This window comes from Mesorhizobium sp. P2_E6 (genome assembly GCF_056403835.1).
This window is the reverse complement of sequence record NZ_JBFUEQ010000011.1, coordinates 59,760-78,840: the sequence shown is the minus strand read 5'-3', so window position 1 is coordinate 78,840 and position 19,081 is coordinate 59,760. Positions and strand designations below refer to the sequence as shown.

Here is a 19,081-nt window from a genome sequence, read left to right as displayed (position 1 = left end):
TGCCTGCACCCGGAGGTAGTCCCATGTTCGCCAAGACCCTTACCGCCCTCGCAGCCCTGACCGCTGGCGCCGCAGTACTCGGCTCCCCGGCTCGCGCCGAAGACAAATCAGCGACCTCGATCGTGCAGTTGCCCGCCGCGGGCGGCACCGTCACGCAGGAGGAAGGCAACTTCTCGCTGAACAACAATACAGGATCGGCGAACTTCACCCTGCCACTGCCGACCCTGCCGACTCGTGGCCAGTTCGGGCCGCAGATGAGCCTCACCTACAGCCAGTTCGCGGGCGATGCCGGCAACGGGCTCGGCATCGGCTGGCGGTTCAATACCCAGGAGATCGCCGTCAACGACGATCTCGGCACGGCCGTGCCCGGCACCAAGCCGGGCGGCGATTTCTTCTCCCGCCTGTCCTACATGGGCACGCGGCTCGTGTTTCTCGGAAACGAGAACGGCGTCTGGGAATACAAGCCCGAATACGCCGAGGACTTCGTCAAGATTCTCTATCACACCGGGGCGTTCGACGTCGTTTCGCTCGACCTGTCAGGCGGCCTGCACACCGACACCATCCCCTCCGGCTTCGATGTGACCAACGCCGACGGAACGCGGCTGATCTTCAGCGGCGACCCCTCCGTAGCGGAGGGCAATTTCGACATAGCCAAGCCCTACGTGACGAAATGGCCGCTGGTGCTGCAGCTCAGCGCCAACCGCGAAGCCGTCCGCTACGACTACCAGCGTTTCGGCGGACGCAGCTACCTGACAAAGGCCAGCTTCGCCGGCGGTCAGAGCAGCTATCAGTTCGACTTGATCGAGACACAATCGACCCTCGTCAGCCACACCAATGGCAGCAAACAGGAGAACGCCCGGCTTTACGGCAAGGTGACGGCGAAATTCAAGGACACCGTCTACGCCCAATGGTGCATGGGATATGTCGGCCGTGACACCAATGACACCTCGAAGTTCGTCGTCAGGGCGCATCCGGACTGCCTGGCGAAGGCTCAGGCCGACCTGACGCCGCTCATCGACACGCAGTCGGTCAATGTGCTCGACCAGTTGCGGGTGCTCTACCGGTATGGCGACACCGGCGGCGGGGCGCTGGCGCAATCGACGCTGAAGTTCCCGGACATCAATTTCGGCTATTCGTCGTGGACAAGCGCCGAACTGGCGTCACGCCCCGTCGTGTTCGAAGCGCCGAAGATGGCGTTCGCCGGCGACATCCCCCCTCAGAATTTCGAATTGGCCGACCTCAACATGGATGCACTGGTCGATATCGTGCAGACCAAGGATGACGGCGCGACCGTGCATCTCGGCAGCGGCGACCTGAACAGCGCCTTCGGCGACACCACCCAACTCGTGCTGTCGCGTCCGACCGAGGCTGGACTGATGCGCCAGATCGCGCCCCGGCTCACCGACAATCGCTTCGCTTTTGCCGACATCCTCGGCGACAGCTTCGTCGATATCGTCGAAATCGAAGATGGGCTGATGCACGTCTATGACGGCAAGGCCGATGGGACCTTCCCTTATCTCGGCCGCTCGATCCCGCTGCCCGGCGTCTCGCCGACGACATTCGCGGGCGGCAACGGCCGCTTCGCCGACGTCAATATGGACAGCATGTCCGACATCGTCACGACGCGCCTCAACGCTGATGGCCGCACCGAATGGCGGATATTTCTCAATCTCACCCGGCGCCAGGCCGATGGCGGTTACAGCGTCAATTTCGGCGCGCTGACCAAGGCGTTCCCATTCAACAGCCAGGACGGCCAGATACTCGGCCGCAACAATGTGCGGATGGTCGACATCAATGGCGACCGGCTGCCCGATCTTGTCGTCATCCGTCCAGCCGACCAGGGCTTTTGCCTCTACGAGAACCAGGGCAACATCTTCTCGACGGACCCGAATGCCCTGCTGTTTGGCGACGCCACGATCAACGACCCCGTCTGCGGTCACGGCACCTTCTCGAAGATTGGCGGCATGCAGCCCGGCGAGAACCTCGCCACGATGTGGTACATCGACGCCAATGGCGACGGCATCATCGATTTCGCGTCGATGGGCGAGCGCACCGACCAGATGCGCATCTGGCTCGGCTTCGGCGACGGGACCTACCTGAAGGATCCGCTCAGCATCGCGCTCAATCTGCGGGTTCAACTCGGCACGTCGACACAGACCTTCGCCTCGCGCGTCGCCGACATCGACGGCGACGGCCAGACCGAAATCATCGTGTTCCAGAAACCGTCCGGTGACGAGGTGAAGCCCGTCGTCATCATCGACTTCAACCGAACCGCAACCATGCAACTCGTCAAGGCGAACCTGTTGACGGTCGTCGACTTCGATTCCGGACGTCGGCACGACATTCGCTATGCGACCTCGATCGACGAGATGCTGCGCGACCGCGCCAACGGCCAGCCGACGCGCAACCTGCATTTCCCCGTTGTCGTCGCCAAGCAGCTCGTCACGTCGCAGGGCATACCCGGCCAGGTTCGCGCCCAGGTGCAGACGGACGAATATTTCTACCACAATCCCTTCTATGACGTGATCAATCGCCGCTTCATCGGCTTCTCGGAGGTCGAGAAGGTCGCTTACGGCGATGAGAACGCGGCCGGCCAGCGCGTCACGCAGCGTTCCCGCCTCGATCGCGAACAGTATTACACCTTCGCGGAGAGGGCGGCCGACCTGAACCTTGCCGGCAAGCTGAAGATCCGCAAGACATACGAAGTAAAGCCCGAGGCGACGCTCGTCGCGAGCGCTGAGGCAACCGAGACGCTCGATCCGTCAGCGGCGGCGCTGCACTCTCTGTCGACCGCTACGCGCAGCCAGAAGCTGCCGACGACCGGCATGATGCTGAAATGCGAATCGTCGGTATGGGAGGCATTTTCGCGTGGCGACGGTTCGTCCTATCTCAGGAAGGTCAAGGACACGCTGACCGAATCCGCAGGTCAGGCCGAGCAGCAGGATCCGGCCGATCCCGAATGCAAGGATCCGGTCAAGACCCAGTCCTATGCCGACTTCGACGCGTTCAACATGGCAGCTTCGGAGACGGTCCGGGTGCGAGACGTCCCTGGCCCGGAGAACCTTACGGTTCCCGGTTTCAGCCGCACGACCCAGACAGACTACGCTCAGTCGCGCACCGATCTCGCGGCGCTCGGCATCGTCAATGCCGCGTCCGAACGGCGTATCCTCGCCGGGACGCGGCTGCTCAGCCGCGAGAGCTTCACCTACCTGCCGAATTCCGGCGGCAGGATGGGATCGCGCTCGCTTGAGGTCCTTTCAGGCCTGGGCGCGCTGCCGCCCGCACTGGAGCAGTTCCGCAGCGCCAGCCGCAAGCTGGCGAAGACGATGGGCTATGATGTTTTCGGCAACAGCATTTCGGTTGCCGACGAAATCGGAACGACCGAGCTTGCGGTCTACGACGCCACCGGCACGCTGCTGCTCAGCCACACCAAGCCGTCCGGTGTTGCAGCAGAACTCGACCAGACGACGAAGATGACCTACGACGGCCCGCGGCAGGGTGCGGTCGCGACAACTACCAGCCCGCTGGGAATGGTCGTCACGACCAGCTACGACGCGCTCGGACGCAAGACCCGGGAAGCGGCCGCAGACGGCGCCGAGAAGTTCTATACCTACAAGATCGGCGAGAATGGACGACCGTCGCTGATCCTGACTGCCCGCCGGCGCTACGCGAGCGCTGCCGAGACACCGGAGGGTGAGAGCGAGTTCATAGCCGATCTCGCCGCCTATGATGCGCGCAGCCAGAAGATCGCCGACCTTGAGAACGTTGCGGAAGGCGGTGTGCGGGTGTTCCATTTCTCACTCTACAACCGCAACGCGAAGCAGGTCTTCCGCTGGACGCCCTTCGTGGTAAAGAGCTTCGGCGGGGTCGACGACTTGAACCTGCAGAAAGTTTTCGATCTTGGCGAAATTCCGCGCCCGGATCACGAAGTCGGCAACGCATACACCTACGACGCAGCCGATCGGATGGTCCGTGAAACCCACCCTTCGGGAAAGACATCCGACATGGATTTCGGTCCGTGGGGCACGCACACCGTCACAACCTACAATGATCAGTTCGACGGCACCGTTCACAGCGGTGAGTACTCCTTGCGCAACGAGAATGGTGTGACTGCCTTCGTCGCCACCGACGGCAATGGTACGACACATATCTCCCGTTTTGTGCGCGATACATTTGGCTATTTGAGCGAGATCTGGCTACCAGGCGAAGCAACGCCTCGGAAGCTTATCTACAACTCGGTCGGCGATCTCGAATTCCAGGCGATCCCCGGGATGGGCGACCGATACGCCTTCTACGACGGGCGCGGCAGGCAGTCGGTGATCGCTCGCGTGGGAACCAATGGCGAAAGCTCGATCCAGACTTACACCTACGACTTCCTCAACCGAAAACTCACCGAAGTGAACGACGGCGTCCTTCACCTCGAATATCAGTACGACAGAGGTGTCCAGGTCGCATCCGCGGCCGGTTTCGACACGCCGATCGATCTTCCGCTCGGAGACACGACGCAGATTACCATTCACGATCCCAACGGCGCGTTCGATGCGATCCAGCGTTACGCGTATGACCGGAACGGCAGGATGGTGACGCACGAAGTGGAGATTAACGGCGCGAAATACGCCGACCATTTCCACCATACGCTCGACGGACGCATCGATTCGTCCGAGGGGCCGCGCGGCCTGGCGTCGAAATTCGCACTGGGGCCCGACAAGAACCTGCGGTCGGTGACGGTCACGCATCCCGATTTTTCGGAGTCCCAAAAAATCATCGAGAATATCACCTACAATGCCGAGTCGCGCATCGAGCGGGTCGATTACCGCCTCGGCGCATTCACGCAGATGTCGTACGACCCGGCGACCCTGTTCCTCACCCACATCGTAACGCAGGCCGGAGACAAGCCGTTGCAGGATCTGACCATGACCTTCAACGGCAATGGATCGATCACCCAGATCGTCGATGGACTGCCGCAAGGCGCGGGCGATCAGGGGCATGTCGACCGGTCTGGAACGTTCCACTACAATTTCAAGAACGAGCTCGTCCGCATCGATCGCTACGGCCAGCCGGCCGAATTCGCCTATTCACCCGCCGGAACGTTCGCGCGCAATGACGAGTTGGAACCTGGCGCGCCAATCGCGCCAGCGACCGGTTCGGCAACAGGGCTCATACCGACTGGAACCGCGGCAAAGCCCTATGCTTTCGACGGTTTCGCGCAGTTGGCAAAATCGCCGACATTGACCGGGACGGTGTTCGACATCAACGGACGGCTGATCCGCGCGCAGACGGCAACGAACGAAGTGCTCTACGGCTACGACCAGACCGGTCGTCGCCTCTACAAGAAGGTGACGCCGACGAATGGGCCGGAACAGCTCTATCTCTACCCGGTCGAGACGTTCGAAATCGGCCCCAAGGGCGAGGAGAGCTACGTCAACATCGCCGACTCCAAGCTTGTGCGGCTGGAACATGGCACAGGCAAGTGGTTCTACTACCTGAAGGATCACATTGAGAGCAGCGACTACGTCATTGCTTCAGACGGCGTCCCGGTCGAGCAGATGCTCTACAAAGCCTACGGCACGGAACATAAGCCCGAGATGCTGTCTCCCGCCTGGGCGACGCATCTGACGGATGTCGCGGCCGACCTGCCGCGTGAAAAGACCCATCATCGTTTCACCGGCAAGTATCTCGATGACGACACAGGCCTCTACTACTATGGTGCCCGATACTACGATCCGGCGCTCGGACGCTTCATCTCGCCCGATCCGCTGTATGTCGGTGATCCAGAGCGATGCACGAGCAACCCAACGTCGTGCAATCTATTCGCCTACGCCAACAACAACCCGATGGCCTTCGTCGACCCAACAGGTCTCAAGGAGATCGTGGCCGACGATGCCGCCTACAAACGCCAGGTGGAGCAAGATCTACAGCGAACCGACCCAACTGCTCGTGTCGACAGCAAGACCGGCGAAGTGTCGCAAAGCTTCCTGCATGGCGTTTGGCTGGACGTGAAGGGCTTCGTTACCGGGTCGAATTCGTTCGACGCGGGCCGCGAGCTCACGCGCCGGGTGATCGACGACCCGCAGACGACCACGATTACGAATGTCGCTGGCCACACTGAAGCCGACGTGAAGGATCCGAAAACCAACCCGGAGACGACCGCCGGGGACGTCGTCATCAGGTATGACCCGGCGACAGCGAGAACTCGAACCTCGGATGAATTCGACAAGTCGACGGGCAAAGTTGTGCTCGATGCGCCGGCAGATCCGGGTATCGTGCTGGCGCACGAACAGATTCACGCCACGCACATGATGGCCGGTAAGGACACCGGCATGGCAGAAGTCCGCTATACCGGTGTCGACGGCAAGCCATACAAAGCCCCTGACGCCGAAGCTCGCACCGTCGGAGTCGGCGGTACGATGCGGACGGACGACATAACAGAGAACCAGTTGCGGGACATGCTCGGTATCAAGCCGCGCAACAACTACTAGTAGTGGCTGGTCGCCATAGAGGAATGGAGGCATGACATGCTCAAGAACCGATGGCTTCCGGCCATTCTCGCCGGGGTCACACTCATGACCGCAGCGACATTTTCGACGCAATCCATGGGCGAGGAAGTTCGACCGCCGGCTGCTGTGCCATTGGACTTCCTGGCCTGGATCGATCGCGATCGGGCCTGGCTGGAGCAGCAGATTCTCGCGATCAGCGGCTCCAGCAGTATCAAGATCGGCGCTACCGCGCTTGAGACCACGGACCTTGACGCGCTGAAGGCGGCCAACCGCATACGGACCTTCGCCTACCTCGCGGCCAAGGGGCTGCGGCCCCCCTATTTCGATCTGCCGGTGGCGGCCGCGGATAGAACGGTCCGGTGCATTACAAAGTATCCGACTAGCATTGCCCCCGACATCGGGCCGATGGACTTCGCGAGGGCGTCGTTTCCGGCGGAGGCCGCCGACCAAACCGAACTGAAATCCTGCACGGTGGCAGGCAAGGGCGGAGACTATGCCGAGCTTAACCGGGCGGCCTTTCGCGATCGCTACTTCAACGCGTCAGGCACATTGAAATCGGAATTCCGGGACTTGCGCGACGATTCTGCTTTCAAGGCCAAGGCGATCGACGAGGGCTTCTTCCTGACGACGGAGGACTATAGCGGCCTGCTGCAGCTGGATCTGCGGTAGGCGGCTTGGACGTAGCAGGCACAATGGCCGCGCCGGCGAAGGCAAGCCGGACGGCCGCTCTGTCCCGCGGCCTGGCTGCTGAGCAGCCAGGCATCGCATCGCGAAAGCTGGGGCCCCGTCATGACTTGACCAGGTGTCGAGCGCCAGTTGCCCGTTCCGTGCGCCGCAGCGGCGATTGTCTGATGCCTGAAGAGACTTGGTTGCCCGAGGGAGACTTGGCGTAAGAGCGTCTACTCCACGCCTGTGGCCGGCACCCCGAAGACGCACCATACCCCGGCCTTCTTGGTCGCTTCAAGCGGATGCACCACAGTCGTGCGTGCGCTGAACGTGACGACCGCGAAGGAGCCTGCCGCCCCCGGCCATTCAGTGCGGGTCCAATAATCAGTTTCGCTGCGCGCGAGCGGCGGCAGCTTGTATTCCGCGAACGCGTCGTGCTGCCTTGGCCAGTCCGCCGAATCGAGACTCGTCAGTTCCGCCATCGTCGGAAGCTGCCAGCCCATGTCACCGTTCGGACCGCCTTGTCCGAGGGTAGCACAGTGCCCCATCGCATCGCTCAGCGTGAGCGGCTGATCAACCCTGTCCAGCCTGGCGACAAGGCATGTGCGCTGGTCGACGAAGGCCTTGCCCTCATGTTCAGCGAGCAGCCAGAAAGTCTGGTCATTCAACGGCTGGCGGGTCAGTTTGTGGACGGTGCCACATGGTTCGGCCTGGGATGGCGGCACTGACACCATGGCGAAAAGGGCAAGCGTGGCGTTGAAAGTCGCAAGAGACGCGATCCGAAACATGCCTTCCTCCTCGCTGGTTTGGCATCATGACGGGCGTTCGATATGGCAACCGGATAAGTATACTTGAAGCGGCGAACAATGGAAAGTCCTATCACTTCCCAATGCGCCAACTTTTCAGGTAGATTTCCGCCCGCGGGCTACTAATTTAAATTAAATCACAACGAACAACGGCGCAGCCACTACCCCAAACCATTTACGAAAAATCAAGAATCTGACCGGCTCGACTTCTCTGCCGATAATCCATCCGCCCTTCAACGTGAAGCGCCAGGGCAGAGTGACGAAGATCTCGTCGGCGTCATGGTCACGATGACAAGACAAACTTACTCTAAGTTTGGCTCTGGTTGATCAAAGAATGGTCGTCGACGGTCACGGCGTTCGTCCTTAGGGTGCGACCGAACAATCCCACAATCATCCTTCTGGCTGGAACCTCGGCCAGATGCAGTGCGGTTGATGCGGCGAGAACCGTAATCAGAAAGACCCCAATCGCCGTCCGCTGCGACACCCCTTCCAAGATCTGTGGGTGCATGACAAAAAACCTGATGACGAGTTGGTGTGTCAGGTAAATGGCGAACGAAATCTCGCCAAGGAACCTCACGGGGCGGCAGGCGAGCACCTTCGCCAACGGCCCGGTGCTCGATGCGAGAATAATGAGCAGCAAGGCCGCCGGAACGACAGGGGAAAGTGTCTGGGCCGTCCAATACTGCATAGCACCAGAGCGCATGAAGGGCTGCAGGATCGCGTTGATCCAGCCAGATCCCCAAATTAGCAGCAGGACGCCGATCAACTCGACCGCCGCCCATGTGCCAAAGCGAAGATGGGCAAGACGGTCGCGGAAGCGCGTCCACAGCAACGCCGCCGTCATGCCGAGGCAGAATTCGAAGACCCTTGCGACCGGGTTGACCATCACGATGCCCTGGATGACAGCATCTTTTCCGTCACTGTAAAAGGGCAGTCCGAGTTGCCAGGCAAGGAGACCCATCGCCGAAGAGGCGACAAAGCATGCGGCGAGTTTCCAAGGCCATGTCGATTCGAAATTGCGGATCAGAAACGGGAAGGCGAGATAAAAAGACATCTCGGTAGAGATGCTCCAGCTGACCGCATTGTAGCTGAAAAAATAGTCGCCGGTTGGAAACCAGCTTTGCAGCAACAAGGCATTTGCGAGGAAATACGGAGCCGCAAATGGCACGCCCAACGCGACTGCCGCCAGCAACGTCACCAGATGAGCCGGAAAAATCCTGGCAATTCTGCCGATATAGAACTGACGTGTTTCGCCCGGCTTATCGAGAGCAGGATAGGAATAGGTCAGTACGAACCCTGACAAAACAAAAAAAACGGTGACGCCATTGGCGAGGTTCCAGCCTTGAAACGCAGTGTGCGGTACACCGAAACTCCCCTGGATGTGATGGAGTACAATGGCAAAAGCGGCGAAGAACCGCAGTCCAGTGAGCGGAAAGATCAACGCCTTCGGATGTATTCGTCCGCCCATACTCGCTCGCATCAACTTGCCTGGCTGGTTCGAACGGACAGCGGCGCGGTCACCGGTCGATTTTGCAGTGCGAGAATATCATGATGGTTATCCCACGCTCGTTCACTCATCAGGACCAGGCGAGTGCCCTCTAGCCGTTCCGCCAGCGAAGTGGCCCAACTTGGCTTCGAGAGCGAGATTCCATATCTGTCCTGACCAGGATAGTCGGCATAGCCATAGCCTTCTGCAAAATACTGCCTCTCGATTTCCTCCCACCCAGAGGCGACGCCATAGTAGTTGAACTGGGGGCCTCGGAAATGAACGAAACGTCCATGCAGGCTGACGATAAGGACGCCGTCTGATCGCAGCCATGAAAGCAGCTTCCTGACCAGACGCTCGGATATGTTCGCGGGCAGGTGCGTCAAAACCGAACCGACCCAGATCAGGTCGTACCGCGAGGGAGCGTCGAGGCCGTCCACATCGGTGCCAGACAGCCACGTCCGCGCACCAAACTCGCGTGCACAGAATTCGAGATCCTCAGCGCGCGTGTCTGTCGCCGAAATCTCGGCGCTGGCGTACGCAGCCCGCAGCCAACGGGTGACGCGTCCAGCACCAGCCCCGAAATCGAGGATTTTTTTTGGCTCTATTCCAGCCAGGCCGACCGCCGCGGCGATAACGTTTAGCGCTGATCCCCCGCAGGTTAGGTAGTGCCGGCCGTTCCCATGAAACATCCCATCGTTCTCATGGAGGTTCAGCGACACCATTTCATGCAGTGTCGCAGCGAAGCCGCTGAAAGCAGCATGGTCCTGTCGGTCCAGGTTTTTCATTTTGGCGCGAAATCGCCGCTCTCCATAACCGCTGACGGCATAGCACGCGAAACATCGAGCATCTACATTTGTTAATTATGAACAAGTAAACTATCAACAACTTTCCCGCGAGGGCGGTACAGGCGATGCACTTAATCCGGCGCTTCCGCCCCGGCGCATGCTCTGGCTGGTAGGCGGCAAAAGTTGTCATCTACGACCCAGCCGAACAAATGCTGAGTGCAATAGCAACACATCCTTCCGTCGACCCGATAAGCTTTGACGCACTCGCGAAGTCAGAGTACGGACCTACTTGGGAATTGCGGTTCGCCATTCTGATTCCCACAACCGCAGTTAACCATATTCGGGAGCGGCTGAGCACATCCGGATGTCATCTAAGGCAGAAAAATCCGAGATCGCCGAACGACATCTGATCCTTGGTGGAAGCGGTTTCATTGGCCGACATGTTGCTGCAATCCTGGTGCAATGCGGGTGTGAGGTCGTTCTAGCCGGGCGCTCGCTTTCGAAGCCGACATTTGCTCCTGCACTTGACGAGCGAGTCGCATGGCGCAGTTTCGACCTTGCCAACGCGCAATGGGATAGCTTGATCGACGGGTTCACCGTCATTCACCATTATGCATGGTCATCCGTCCCTGCCAGCGCCAACAACGATCCCACCCTTGATCTGTCGACCAATGTCGCGCCGACGCTGGGTTTGCTGGATGCGCTTCGCAAAAAAGGGGCGCAGGCGCCAAGGCTGATCTTCGCTTCGTCCGGCGGTACGGTTTATGGCAAATTGCTGCGCGTTCCGGTGCATGAAGATCACCGTTTGAACCCGATTACCGCCTACGGCGCTGGTAAAGCCGCAGTTGAACTGTATCTGGGAACCTATCGTGCTCTCTACGGGCTCGATTGTCGTGTGGCGCGTCTAGCCAATCCTTTTGGAGCAGGGCAGAATTTGGCAAAAGGCCAGGGTGTGGTAACGACGTTCCTGCACCGCGCGTTGTCGCAACGGCCAATAATCGTCTGGGGCGATGGCGAAGTCGTGCGTGATTTCATTCACATCTCCGATGCCGCAGCAGGCCTGGTTACACTGGCACGCGCAGCACCGCTCGACGGCCATCAGGTTTTCAATATCGGCAGCGGCGAGGGAATCAGCCTTAACGGTGTCATTGCCGAACTTGAATCAAAACTCTCCCAAAGACTGGACGTTCGCTATGAGCGCGGTCGGAAATTCGATGTTCCAGTGAGCGTGCTCGATATTTCGCTCATTCGGGAGGCGCTGGGGTGGCGACCTACTCTCTCTTTTTCTGAAGGCTTGAGCCAAACACTCGCTGATCTAGGTGGTAGCGTAATTCATCGTGACAGGTCAGCGGTAGGGCGCGGCAGATTGGACCAGTGAGAGGAATTGGCGACAATCAAATGGGAGAGATATTCGAACGGGTCCTGCCGCGGCAAGCACTTGAGTGGACCGGTGAACGGCTGACAACCGCTACGGCGGGTCAGGTGGAGATCGAGCATCTTCATCGCTATTTTCTTGCCCGGGCTCTTTGCCGCGACCTTGATGTTGTCGATGTCGCCTCAGGCGAGGGCTACGGCTCCGCTCTTCTGGCCCAGGTCGCGCGATCGGTTGTTGGCATCGAGTTGTCCGAGGAGGCGGTAGCGCACGCCCAGGGGAGCTATGTCGCTCCCAACCTTCGCTATCAGCAAGGAGACGCTCGCAAGTTGCCGTTGGGAGATGCGAGTGTCGACGTGGTCGTATCGTTCGAAACGCTCGAGCATTTTTTTGAACATGATCTGTTTATCGCAGAGGTTCAGCGCGTTTTGCGGCCAACCGGTTTTCTCGTCCTTTCGTCTCCTGAACGAGACGTCTATTCCCCACTCGGAAGCCCTGCCAATCCCTATCATGTGCACGAGCTCTCGCGTGTGGAGTTCGGAGCCCTGCTGATGAGGGCATTCCGCAATGTCTTGATACTCCTTCAAAGACCGCTGCTCGGATCAACGCTTATTGCGGACGACGAGGCCGGAATATCGAGAACGCTAACGTTCGAGCGACGAGGAGAGACGCACTACGAGGTCAGTCATGGCTTGCCTCGACCGCCTTACAATATTGCGATTGCGTCCCAATCAGAACTTCCAGCTATTCCCAATTCGTTGTTCATCGAAACAAGCGAGATCGGTGAAATCCTGGCGCGAGCAGAAAGTGCCGCTGCCGCTCACGCGGAGCTTCGCAATCACGTGGAGCAGACGGAATTGCTGGCTTCCGGTCTCCGCCGGGAAATTGAAACGGCTGGTGAAACCATCAAAGCTCAAATCGAACGGGCCGAAAAAGCGGAAGCCGCTTTGGCATTGGCCCAGTCTGGAAGCCATGCCGCCCAGGCTGAGCTTCGCAGTCACATGGAGCAGACGGAATTGCTGGCTTCCGGTTTCCGCCGCGAAATTGAAACGGCTAGTGAAACCATCAAAGCTCAACTCGAACGGGCCCAAAATGCGGAAGCCGCTTTGGCCTTGGTTCAGTCGGGAAACCGTACTGTCATTGACGAACTGCGATCCGAGTTGACGCAAGTAAGCTCCGAGTTGGCCGTTGCAGGCGTGCAGCGGGACGTGCTGAGAACGTCGTTCCGGGGCCACGCCAACCTCCTCACTGAATCGCGTCTTAGACAAGATGCCGAGGCCAAAGAACTGCGACAGCGAAATGCCGAATGCGAAGGCCGGATTGCAGAGTTGGAGCGCAAGGCTGCCGAATGGGAGCAACGCTACTTGGGCCTGCGCAACCGCCTCGAGGCCATTCTGAGACGCTTTGGGATACTTGGCGCGTCGCGGCTCTTTCCTCGCCCCCTCCGCGCCTTTGTCCGTAATCGTGTCCTTGGACCGGGACGCACACCATGAATAGTCGCGAGAGCGTAATGGCTGATGAAATTCGCCGTGAATTCGTCGCTATGCTGGAAATGACGGGGTTCGTAGATGCCGACTATTACCGTTCCTCCCTTAACCGGCCGGAACTGCGGGATCCGGTGGGGCACTATGCCGAAATCGGCTGGCGGATTGGATTGGAGCCAAATGCGCGATTCAACGGCGATTTCTTGCGTCCCTTCTACGAGACGGCAGGGATGTTCAAGCCGCCTGCTTATGTCTGGCTGGAACTTTCGGCTCTGGGGGAACCGCTGCCCGCGAACAAATATGAAGCCGAAGAACTTGCCGCAGCCTTCCGACGGTCGCCGTGTTTCGATGCTGAATTTTACGCCGAGCGTTTGCCCGCCGGTATGGACCCAGCATTACACTATGCAGTGGTCGGCGAGCCAATGGGCTGGCGCGCATCGCCTCTTTTTGATTCGGCTTATTATCGGGAGCGTTATCCAGACGTCACGAGCGTCGGGGTTTCGCCTTTACTGCATTACCAGCACGATGGCAGGCGCGAAGGTCGGCGAGGAGTTTCCGTCGTCGACAGGCTAGAGTTTTCGCCCTTGCCGCAGTCCGAAAAGCCGGTTGTGCTTCTGATTTCGCATGAGGTTTCGAGAACCGGCGCGCCGATGTTGGGCTGGAACCTTGCCCGGGAACTCGCGAAACGGGCAACGGTGGTTTCCCTGATGATGCGCGGTGGAGAACTGGAAAGCGACTTCATCGCCGTTGCCGCCTCGTCGGTCGGTCCGTTGACATGGGAGGACTGGAACCCTGTGGATGCGGCCCGGCTGGCCAAGCGGATCACAGAGGAATTCAGGCCACTTTATGCCATCGCCAACAGCATAGAAACGCAGATCATGGTGCCTGCCTTGGCGTCTTGTGGAGTGCCGAGCGTTGCTTTGGTGCATGAGTTTGCTGCCTACACGCGCCCTGTAGCCAAGATGCGTAACGTTTATGACTGGGCGCAGCATGTCGTATTTCCAGCCGAGATCGTTGCGCAGTCTTCGTACGATGCCTTTCCTGGCCTCGAAAGGCGCCCCGGAATTCATATCATGGCTCAGGGGCGCAGCGATCCGCCGCCAGTGTCCTCCGCCGATGAGCCGGCTGAAAAAAAAGAAGACGAGTTCCTCCTCCGTTTGCGGCCCGAGGGTGAGGAGGCCTCCTTTCTCGTACTCGGCGCCGGCATGGTGCACATTCGCAAAGGCGTTGATCTTTTCATAAGCGCAGCTGCCACAGCGAAACGGCTGCGACCGGATGTTCGCTTTCGATTTGTCTGGATCGGTGATGGTTACGATCCGGAGAATGACAGTGGCTACTCCGCGTATCTCGCCTACCAGATAGCCCAGTCGGATCTGGAAGATAGCCTGGTGATGCTTGATCCGGTATCGGATTTGGAGCCCGCATATGCCGTTGCAGACGCCTTCTTTCTCAGTTCCCGCCTTGATCCGCAGCCAAACGTGGCCATCGATACGGTTGTGCGTGGGATACCGACCGTGTGCTTCCAGGGAGCCTGTGGAACGGCGGAAATCTTAGGGGCTGACGCTGCAACACGTCCTCTCATTGCACCTCACCTCGATACCCATGCCGCAGCCGCCATCTTGTGCGGACTGGCAGACGACCGCGACAAGGCAAAGGCCTTGGGAGCGGAAGTGGCGCGAGTAGGACGTGCGGCCTACAACATGAGTGCCTATGTTCAACAAATCGATGAGTGGGGCAAAACATCTGCGGCAGCACTTCATGACGAGGACCTTGCCACCCTGATGGCGGCCGCTGCTGTCGATCTCGAAATGGTTCTTCCTCCAGGTACCGCGCCAATTGCCGAGTTGGAAGCCGGGCGGCGCACGCTCCAGCAATGGAGCATCATGGGCCTCTCGGGCGATTCGACAGCCAATCCACAGTTCCGCCGTCCTTGTGCAGGCTTCAATCCGCAAAGCTATGCACAAGCCAATCCAGACGAGTGCGGACCGGGAAAAACCCATCCCCTAGCCCACTGGCTCCGCGCCGGGCGCCCCCCCGGCCCCTGGTCGCGGGACGTTTTCAATCCCGTCAACAGCACTTACCGGCCGTCGGAGCAGCGTGTGGCCCTTCATGCCCATTTTTACTATGAAGATCTGGCTGATGATCTGGCCTTCCGGCTCAAGCGTAACCGCACGCGCTGCGATCTGTTCCTGTCCACGGACACCGACGCCAAAGCCAGACATCTTCGAGCCGTGTTTGACGACCACCACGGGTCCGTTGAAATGGCAATCGTTCCCAACAGGGGGCGCGATGTCGGACCGCTTCTTACTGAATTCCTGCCACGGCTGCTTGATGGCCGCTACGACCTGATCGGCCATGTGCACGCCAAGAGGAGCGTGGGCACGGACGCGGCTATGGGTGAGGCATGGCGCCACTTCCTTTGGGAGAACTTGGTTGGTGGCGAACACGCGATGCTCGATCTGGCTGCAGAGGTCTTCGCATCGAAACCGGCGATAGGTCTTTTCATGGCGGAGGATCCACACCTCGTCGGCTGGAACGACAACAGGGAGATCGCTGAAGATTTGGCCAGACGGATGGGCATCGCCATGCCGCTGGCGGACTTTTTCGATTTTCCGCTGGGAACCATGTTCTGGTGCCGTCCAAGCGTGTTGCTTCCGCTACGCGAACTGGGTCTCGATTGGAACGACTACCCATCGGAGCCCGTTCCTTATGACGGCACCGTCCTCCACGCGATCGAGCGCTTGATGCCGTTTGTTGCGCGCAAGGCCGGATTCGATACCGCTGGTTTGCGCGCGCCAGGCACGAGTTGGTAACAGGCGAGGCGTGCTCACATGTTCGATACAGGCGAGAATGAGGGGAGTGCCCCGGTTTGTATTCTGAGGTGGGATAGCGTTCCGGTGGAGTAGATCGGATCAACCCTCAACGTCATGCCGGCAAAATCCTCCGGCAACACAAGCCAGAAGTCGCGCGCTCCCGGCGCGTCAGTGAGCATCAACGAGAACCCTTCGAAGTATGGCCCGTTCTGATTGACCTGGTCTTTGATCGGTAAATAGACATAGGTGTTCTGTCTTACAGCGGTTTCGAACGAGATCCGCACGCAAGGCCTGCCATGCTCTGCCAATCGCACGAGGATCTGGGGATCGACTCCCGCGGTGAAATCGCCCGACGGCTGTTTGCTCAGGTTCTCGAATTTCAGCCCATCTTTCGCAGCGTCCGACATTTTGCACCCGCCAGCGGTCTTTGCGTTGGCGTCCAGGAACGCCTTGCCGAGCACCCCTGTCCAGGACATCTCACCGTGGAGAATTTTGGACAGCATGTTCCGCTCGACGGTGTTCACCAGGACATGCTTGGGCGATTTCGCCAATGCATTGCTGACTTCCAGTTCGATATTCTCGTTCCCGTAGGATACAAAAAGGGGATTCAGGAAGACATGCTTCAACAAATCATAGCTTACGCCATAAAATGAGTCGTGAAGGATAAACGTATCTGCGATCCTTTGATTGCTATCATCAGGAAATGTTCGAGATACGTAGTCGTCATAAGTTTCTTCGGCTTCCTCGTGGTCGATTCTCAGCAGCCTGTTTGGCATGTCGGTGGCGTGCATGACTTGACCGCTTGCGAGGATCGGGCCGTCCACTTTTCTGCCGGTCAACTCGAAGACGAGTTGCCTGACGGCTTTGAGTTTCCCCAGCTCGTTCCAATGGGTATCCGTTCTGAAGTAGAGCAGGTCATCGGTTACGTCATGACCCATCACATCGAAATGGTCTATTATGCTCGATTTGCTGGTCTTTGCGATGCGGCGCCACAAACGCGATGAAAGTATCTTACACCCGGTGGCGGCCGCAGCGGCAGGCCCAAGTTTCTCGGGATACACAACCTCCTTGTCGGGCGAGACCGACATACGAAAGTCTATGCCGATCCCCTTCGCTATCATTCGCAACGCTTCAACATGCCCCAGCATGACGCCAATATCGTGCTCTGACATACATGCGCCGTTCTGGAACCCAGGCTTGTAAAACAGCCATCCATCCGCGCCGGAGATGACTTGGGATGTATTGACGAAGCCGAACACTTTGACATCCAGGGCATTCTTCGCGCGGATGGCGTCCATTCCGACTGGAGAATTGCTGACAAGCCTCCTGGCTACGTCGTTCCGGTACTTCTCGTCATTTGGCGTCAGCAGTTTTGCCGACGTGAGTTCGGTCAAGGTGATCGCTCTTTCGGCGGCCGGGTCGAGTCCCATCGTTACGAGGCTGCCGACGGGCGCTGCGAGAAAGACTGCGAAGGCTCCGATGGTTGCGAGATTCGCCAATTTCATACTCAGAACCTGAAATAGAGGAACGGTGAGAAGGCCTGAGGTACGATGTATATCGCGCAGATGACTGCTGCGACGCTGACGAAGACAAGCCGGGCGAAGCACGCGGCACTGCCCGTCGCTCCGGCTACGACCACACCCAAGGGCCTTACCTGCCCCTGGATGACTATGAGGAGGCAGGCCAACAGCATAGCAACTTTGCCCTGAGGCGAAAGCGCGAGGTCCATCGATCCGGGCAGGCCGAACGCCCCGTCTGCCAGCGGCAACAGCATGGCGCGTGCATGGCTGGCGAAGACCGACAGGTCGTTTGCGCGGAACAGGACCCATCCGAAAATCACGACGGGAAAGAAGTAGATCATCCGAACGACCTGTGATGAAAACGCCCTTCCTCCAAGGATCAGGCGTTCCGCAATAAGAAAAATTCCATGGTATGCGCCCCACAGGACGAACGTCCATGCCGCCCCATGCCATATCCCGGTCGCAAGGAACACGATCATCAGGTTTGCGTAAGTTCGCACCAGGCCCGCCCTGTTTCCGCCCAGAGGGATATAGAGGTAGTCGCGGAACCAGCTCGACAGCGAGATGTGCCAGCGACGCCAAAACTCGGTGATCGTAGACGCGGCGTAGGGATGGTTGAAGTTCTCCTTGAACCGGATTCCGAACATCATGGCGAGGCCGATCGCCATGTCCGAATAGCCCGAAAAGTCGAAATAGATCTGGATCGAATAGGCGATTGCCCCGAGCCAGGCAGCGGCAAAGGTTTGCTCCGCGCCGGCAAGGGCAAAGGATGCGTCCGCGACGCCCGCGACACTGTCCGCGATAATGACCTTTTTGCAAAGGCCGACCATGAACCGACCGGCCCCGGCGGCAAAGATATCCGCGTTAAGATCAGGATGGTGGAAGTCCTTCTCGACGTCCCGATACCGTACGATCGGGCCGGCAATCAGCTGCGGGAAGAAGGCCTTGTAGGCGCCAAACAACACCACGTTGCGCTCAGCCTTTACCTCGCCACGCCACACGTCGATCACATAGGAGATGCCCTGGAACGTGAAAAACGAGATCCCTATCGGGAGAATGATGGTTTGCGCGAAGTGTTGCAGACTCTCGGACCCGAAAAATCCGACAGAGCCAAGAAGGAAGGCCGTATACTTGTAATAACAGAGGACCAACACGTTCAGTGTGACGACGGCGGTGACCACTAGTTTATGATGGTAGCGCTCCACCGCGATCGCGCCCGCGAAATTCAGCACAATGCTGAAGAGCAGCAGCAGAACGTAAAGGCCAGAAGACCAGTAGAAGAAGATCAGGCTTGATAGAAAGATAAACGGCGAGAATAATCTCGTTCGATTAAGGATCGAACCTAGCAAGAGCGTGATCGGCAGGTAAAGGAAGAGAAATGCCTGGTCGGAAAATACCATTGCGCGCCGATCGGTTTCGCCCATTTGTCCTTCCGGATCGCAAATGGATGGATTGAAGTCAATACGCAGGACTTGGCCTGAATTCCTTCCCGAACCAGCGCCGCGCTCCCCTGTGACGACGGGCTATCTGCGAATTGAGTTCGGCAAGTTGGCCGGCGCCGCTTGGGAGTTGCCTCGCGATAACCCGAGCTGGGCGGAATCAGGTCCACCGCAGCAAGAAAATAATTGATTTGCTGGCGCAGTGCATGG

General features: G+C 58.9%; 10 protein-coding genes. 5 read left to right on the top strand and 5 right to left on the bottom strand.

Annotation, left to right across the window (positions count from 1 at the left end; all coding sequences use genetic code 11):
• Positions 1–23 precede the first annotated feature (23 nt).
• Together AC1D08_RS25280 and AC1D08_RS25275 are read left to right on the top strand one after the other, a co-directional pair.
• The gene (locus AC1D08_RS25280; RefSeq protein WP_477225643.1) at positions 24–6,479 is read left to right on the top strand and encodes an RHS repeat-associated core domain-containing protein; all 6,456 of its coding nucleotides are present in this window, start codon (positions 24–26) and stop codon (positions 6,477–6,479) included.
• A gap of 36 nt (positions 6,480–6,515) precedes the next feature.
• On the top strand, positions 6,516–7,166 hold the full coding sequence (locus AC1D08_RS25275; protein WP_457155228.1) for a hypothetical protein: 651 nt from the start codon (positions 6,516–6,518) through the stop codon (positions 7,164–7,166).
• Between the two features lie 230 nt (positions 7,167–7,396).
• Here AC1D08_RS25275 and AC1D08_RS25270 read toward each other — a convergent pair whose 3' ends face one another.
• The 3 genes from AC1D08_RS25270 to AC1D08_RS25260 form a co-directional block, all read right to left on the bottom strand.
• Positions 7,397–7,951 carry an Lcl domain-containing protein gene (locus AC1D08_RS25270; protein ID WP_457155227.1) on the bottom strand — a complete coding sequence of 185 codons (555 nt, stop codon included), beginning with the start codon at positions 7,949–7,951 and terminating at the stop codon, positions 7,397–7,399.
• A 325-nt stretch (positions 7,952–8,276) separates the two neighbouring features.
• The gene (locus AC1D08_RS25265) at positions 8,277–9,437 is read right to left on the bottom strand and encodes an acyltransferase family protein (RefSeq protein ID WP_477225642.1); all 1,161 of its coding nucleotides are present in this window, start codon (positions 9,435–9,437) and stop codon (positions 8,277–8,279) included.
• A gap of 11 nt (positions 9,438–9,448) precedes the next feature.
• Entirely contained in the window at positions 9,449–10,243 is a 795-nt protein-coding gene (locus AC1D08_RS25260; RefSeq protein ID WP_477424315.1) for a class I SAM-dependent methyltransferase, read from the bottom strand.
• Positions 10,244–10,607: 364 nt separating this feature from the next.
• Between AC1D08_RS25260 and AC1D08_RS25255 the strand changes: the two genes are divergently transcribed.
• The 3 genes from AC1D08_RS25255 to AC1D08_RS25245 are packed head-to-tail and all read left to right on the top strand — an operon-like array spanning position 10,608 to position 15,912.
• A complete protein-coding gene (locus AC1D08_RS25255) occupies positions 10,608–11,621 on the top strand; it encodes an NAD-dependent epimerase/dehydratase family protein (protein WP_477225640.1) in 1,014 nt (337 codons plus the stop codon).
• 20 nt (positions 11,622–11,641) lie between these two features.
• A complete protein-coding gene (locus tag AC1D08_RS25250) occupies positions 11,642–13,108 on the top strand; it encodes a class I SAM-dependent methyltransferase (protein ID WP_477424313.1) in 1,467 nt (488 codons plus the stop codon).
• Between the two features lie 17 nt (positions 13,109–13,125).
• Positions 13,126–15,912, top strand: coding sequence for a rhamnan synthesis F family protein (locus AC1D08_RS25245; protein ID WP_477225638.1), 2,787 nt, complete (start codon positions 13,126–13,128; stop codon positions 15,910–15,912).
• A 14-nt stretch (positions 15,913–15,926) separates the two neighbouring features.
• On the opposite strand, the gene AC1D08_RS25240 is transcribed toward AC1D08_RS25245, so the two are convergent.
• Positions 15,927–17,417, bottom strand: a complete 1,491-nt coding sequence (locus AC1D08_RS25240; RefSeq protein ID WP_477225637.1) for an alginate O-acetyltransferase AlgX-related protein — start codon at positions 17,415–17,417, stop codon at positions 15,927–15,929.
• A 2-nt stretch (positions 17,418–17,419) separates the two neighbouring features.
• On the bottom strand, positions 17,420–18,856 hold the full coding sequence (locus AC1D08_RS25235) for an MBOAT family O-acyltransferase (protein ID WP_477225636.1): 1,437 nt from the start codon (positions 18,854–18,856) through the stop codon (positions 17,420–17,422).
• Positions 18,857–19,081 lie beyond the last annotated feature (225 nt).

What these genes read in the sequence shown, in the direction of transcription:
- AC1D08_RS25245 (WP_477225638.1), top strand. Translation starts at nt 13,126, where the DNA reads ATGGCTGATGAAATTCGCCGTGAATTCGTCGCTATGCTGGAAATGACG.
- AC1D08_RS25240 (WP_477225637.1), bottom strand. Translation starts at nt 17,417, where the DNA reads ATGAAATTGGCGAATCTCGCAACCATCGGAGCCTTCGCAGTCTTTCTC.
- AC1D08_RS25275 (WP_457155228.1), top strand. Translation starts at nt 6,516, where the DNA reads ATGCTCAAGAACCGATGGCTTCCGGCCATTCTCGCCGGGGTCACACTC.
- AC1D08_RS25250 (WP_477424313.1), top strand. Translation starts at nt 11,642, where the DNA reads ATGGGAGAGATATTCGAACGGGTCCTGCCGCGGCAAGCACTTGAGTGG.
- AC1D08_RS25265 (WP_477225642.1), bottom strand. Translation starts at nt 9,437, where the DNA reads ATGGGCGGACGAATACATCCGAAGGCGTTGATCTTTCCGCTCACTGGA.
- AC1D08_RS25255 (WP_477225640.1), top strand. Translation starts at nt 10,608, where the DNA reads ATGTCATCTAAGGCAGAAAAATCCGAGATCGCCGAACGACATCTGATC.
- AC1D08_RS25270 (WP_457155227.1), bottom strand. Translation starts at nt 7,951, where the DNA reads ATGTTTCGGATCGCGTCTCTTGCGACTTTCAACGCCACGCTTGCCCTT.
- AC1D08_RS25235 (WP_477225636.1), bottom strand. Translation starts at nt 18,856, where the DNA reads ATGGGCGAAACCGATCGGCGCGCAATGGTATTTTCCGACCAGGCATTT.
- AC1D08_RS25280 (WP_477225643.1), top strand. Translation starts at nt 24, where the DNA reads ATGTTCGCCAAGACCCTTACCGCCCTCGCAGCCCTGACCGCTGGCGCC.
- AC1D08_RS25260 (WP_477424315.1), bottom strand. Translation starts at nt 10,243, where the DNA reads ATGAAAAACCTGGACCGACAGGACCATGCTGCTTTCAGCGGCTTCGCT.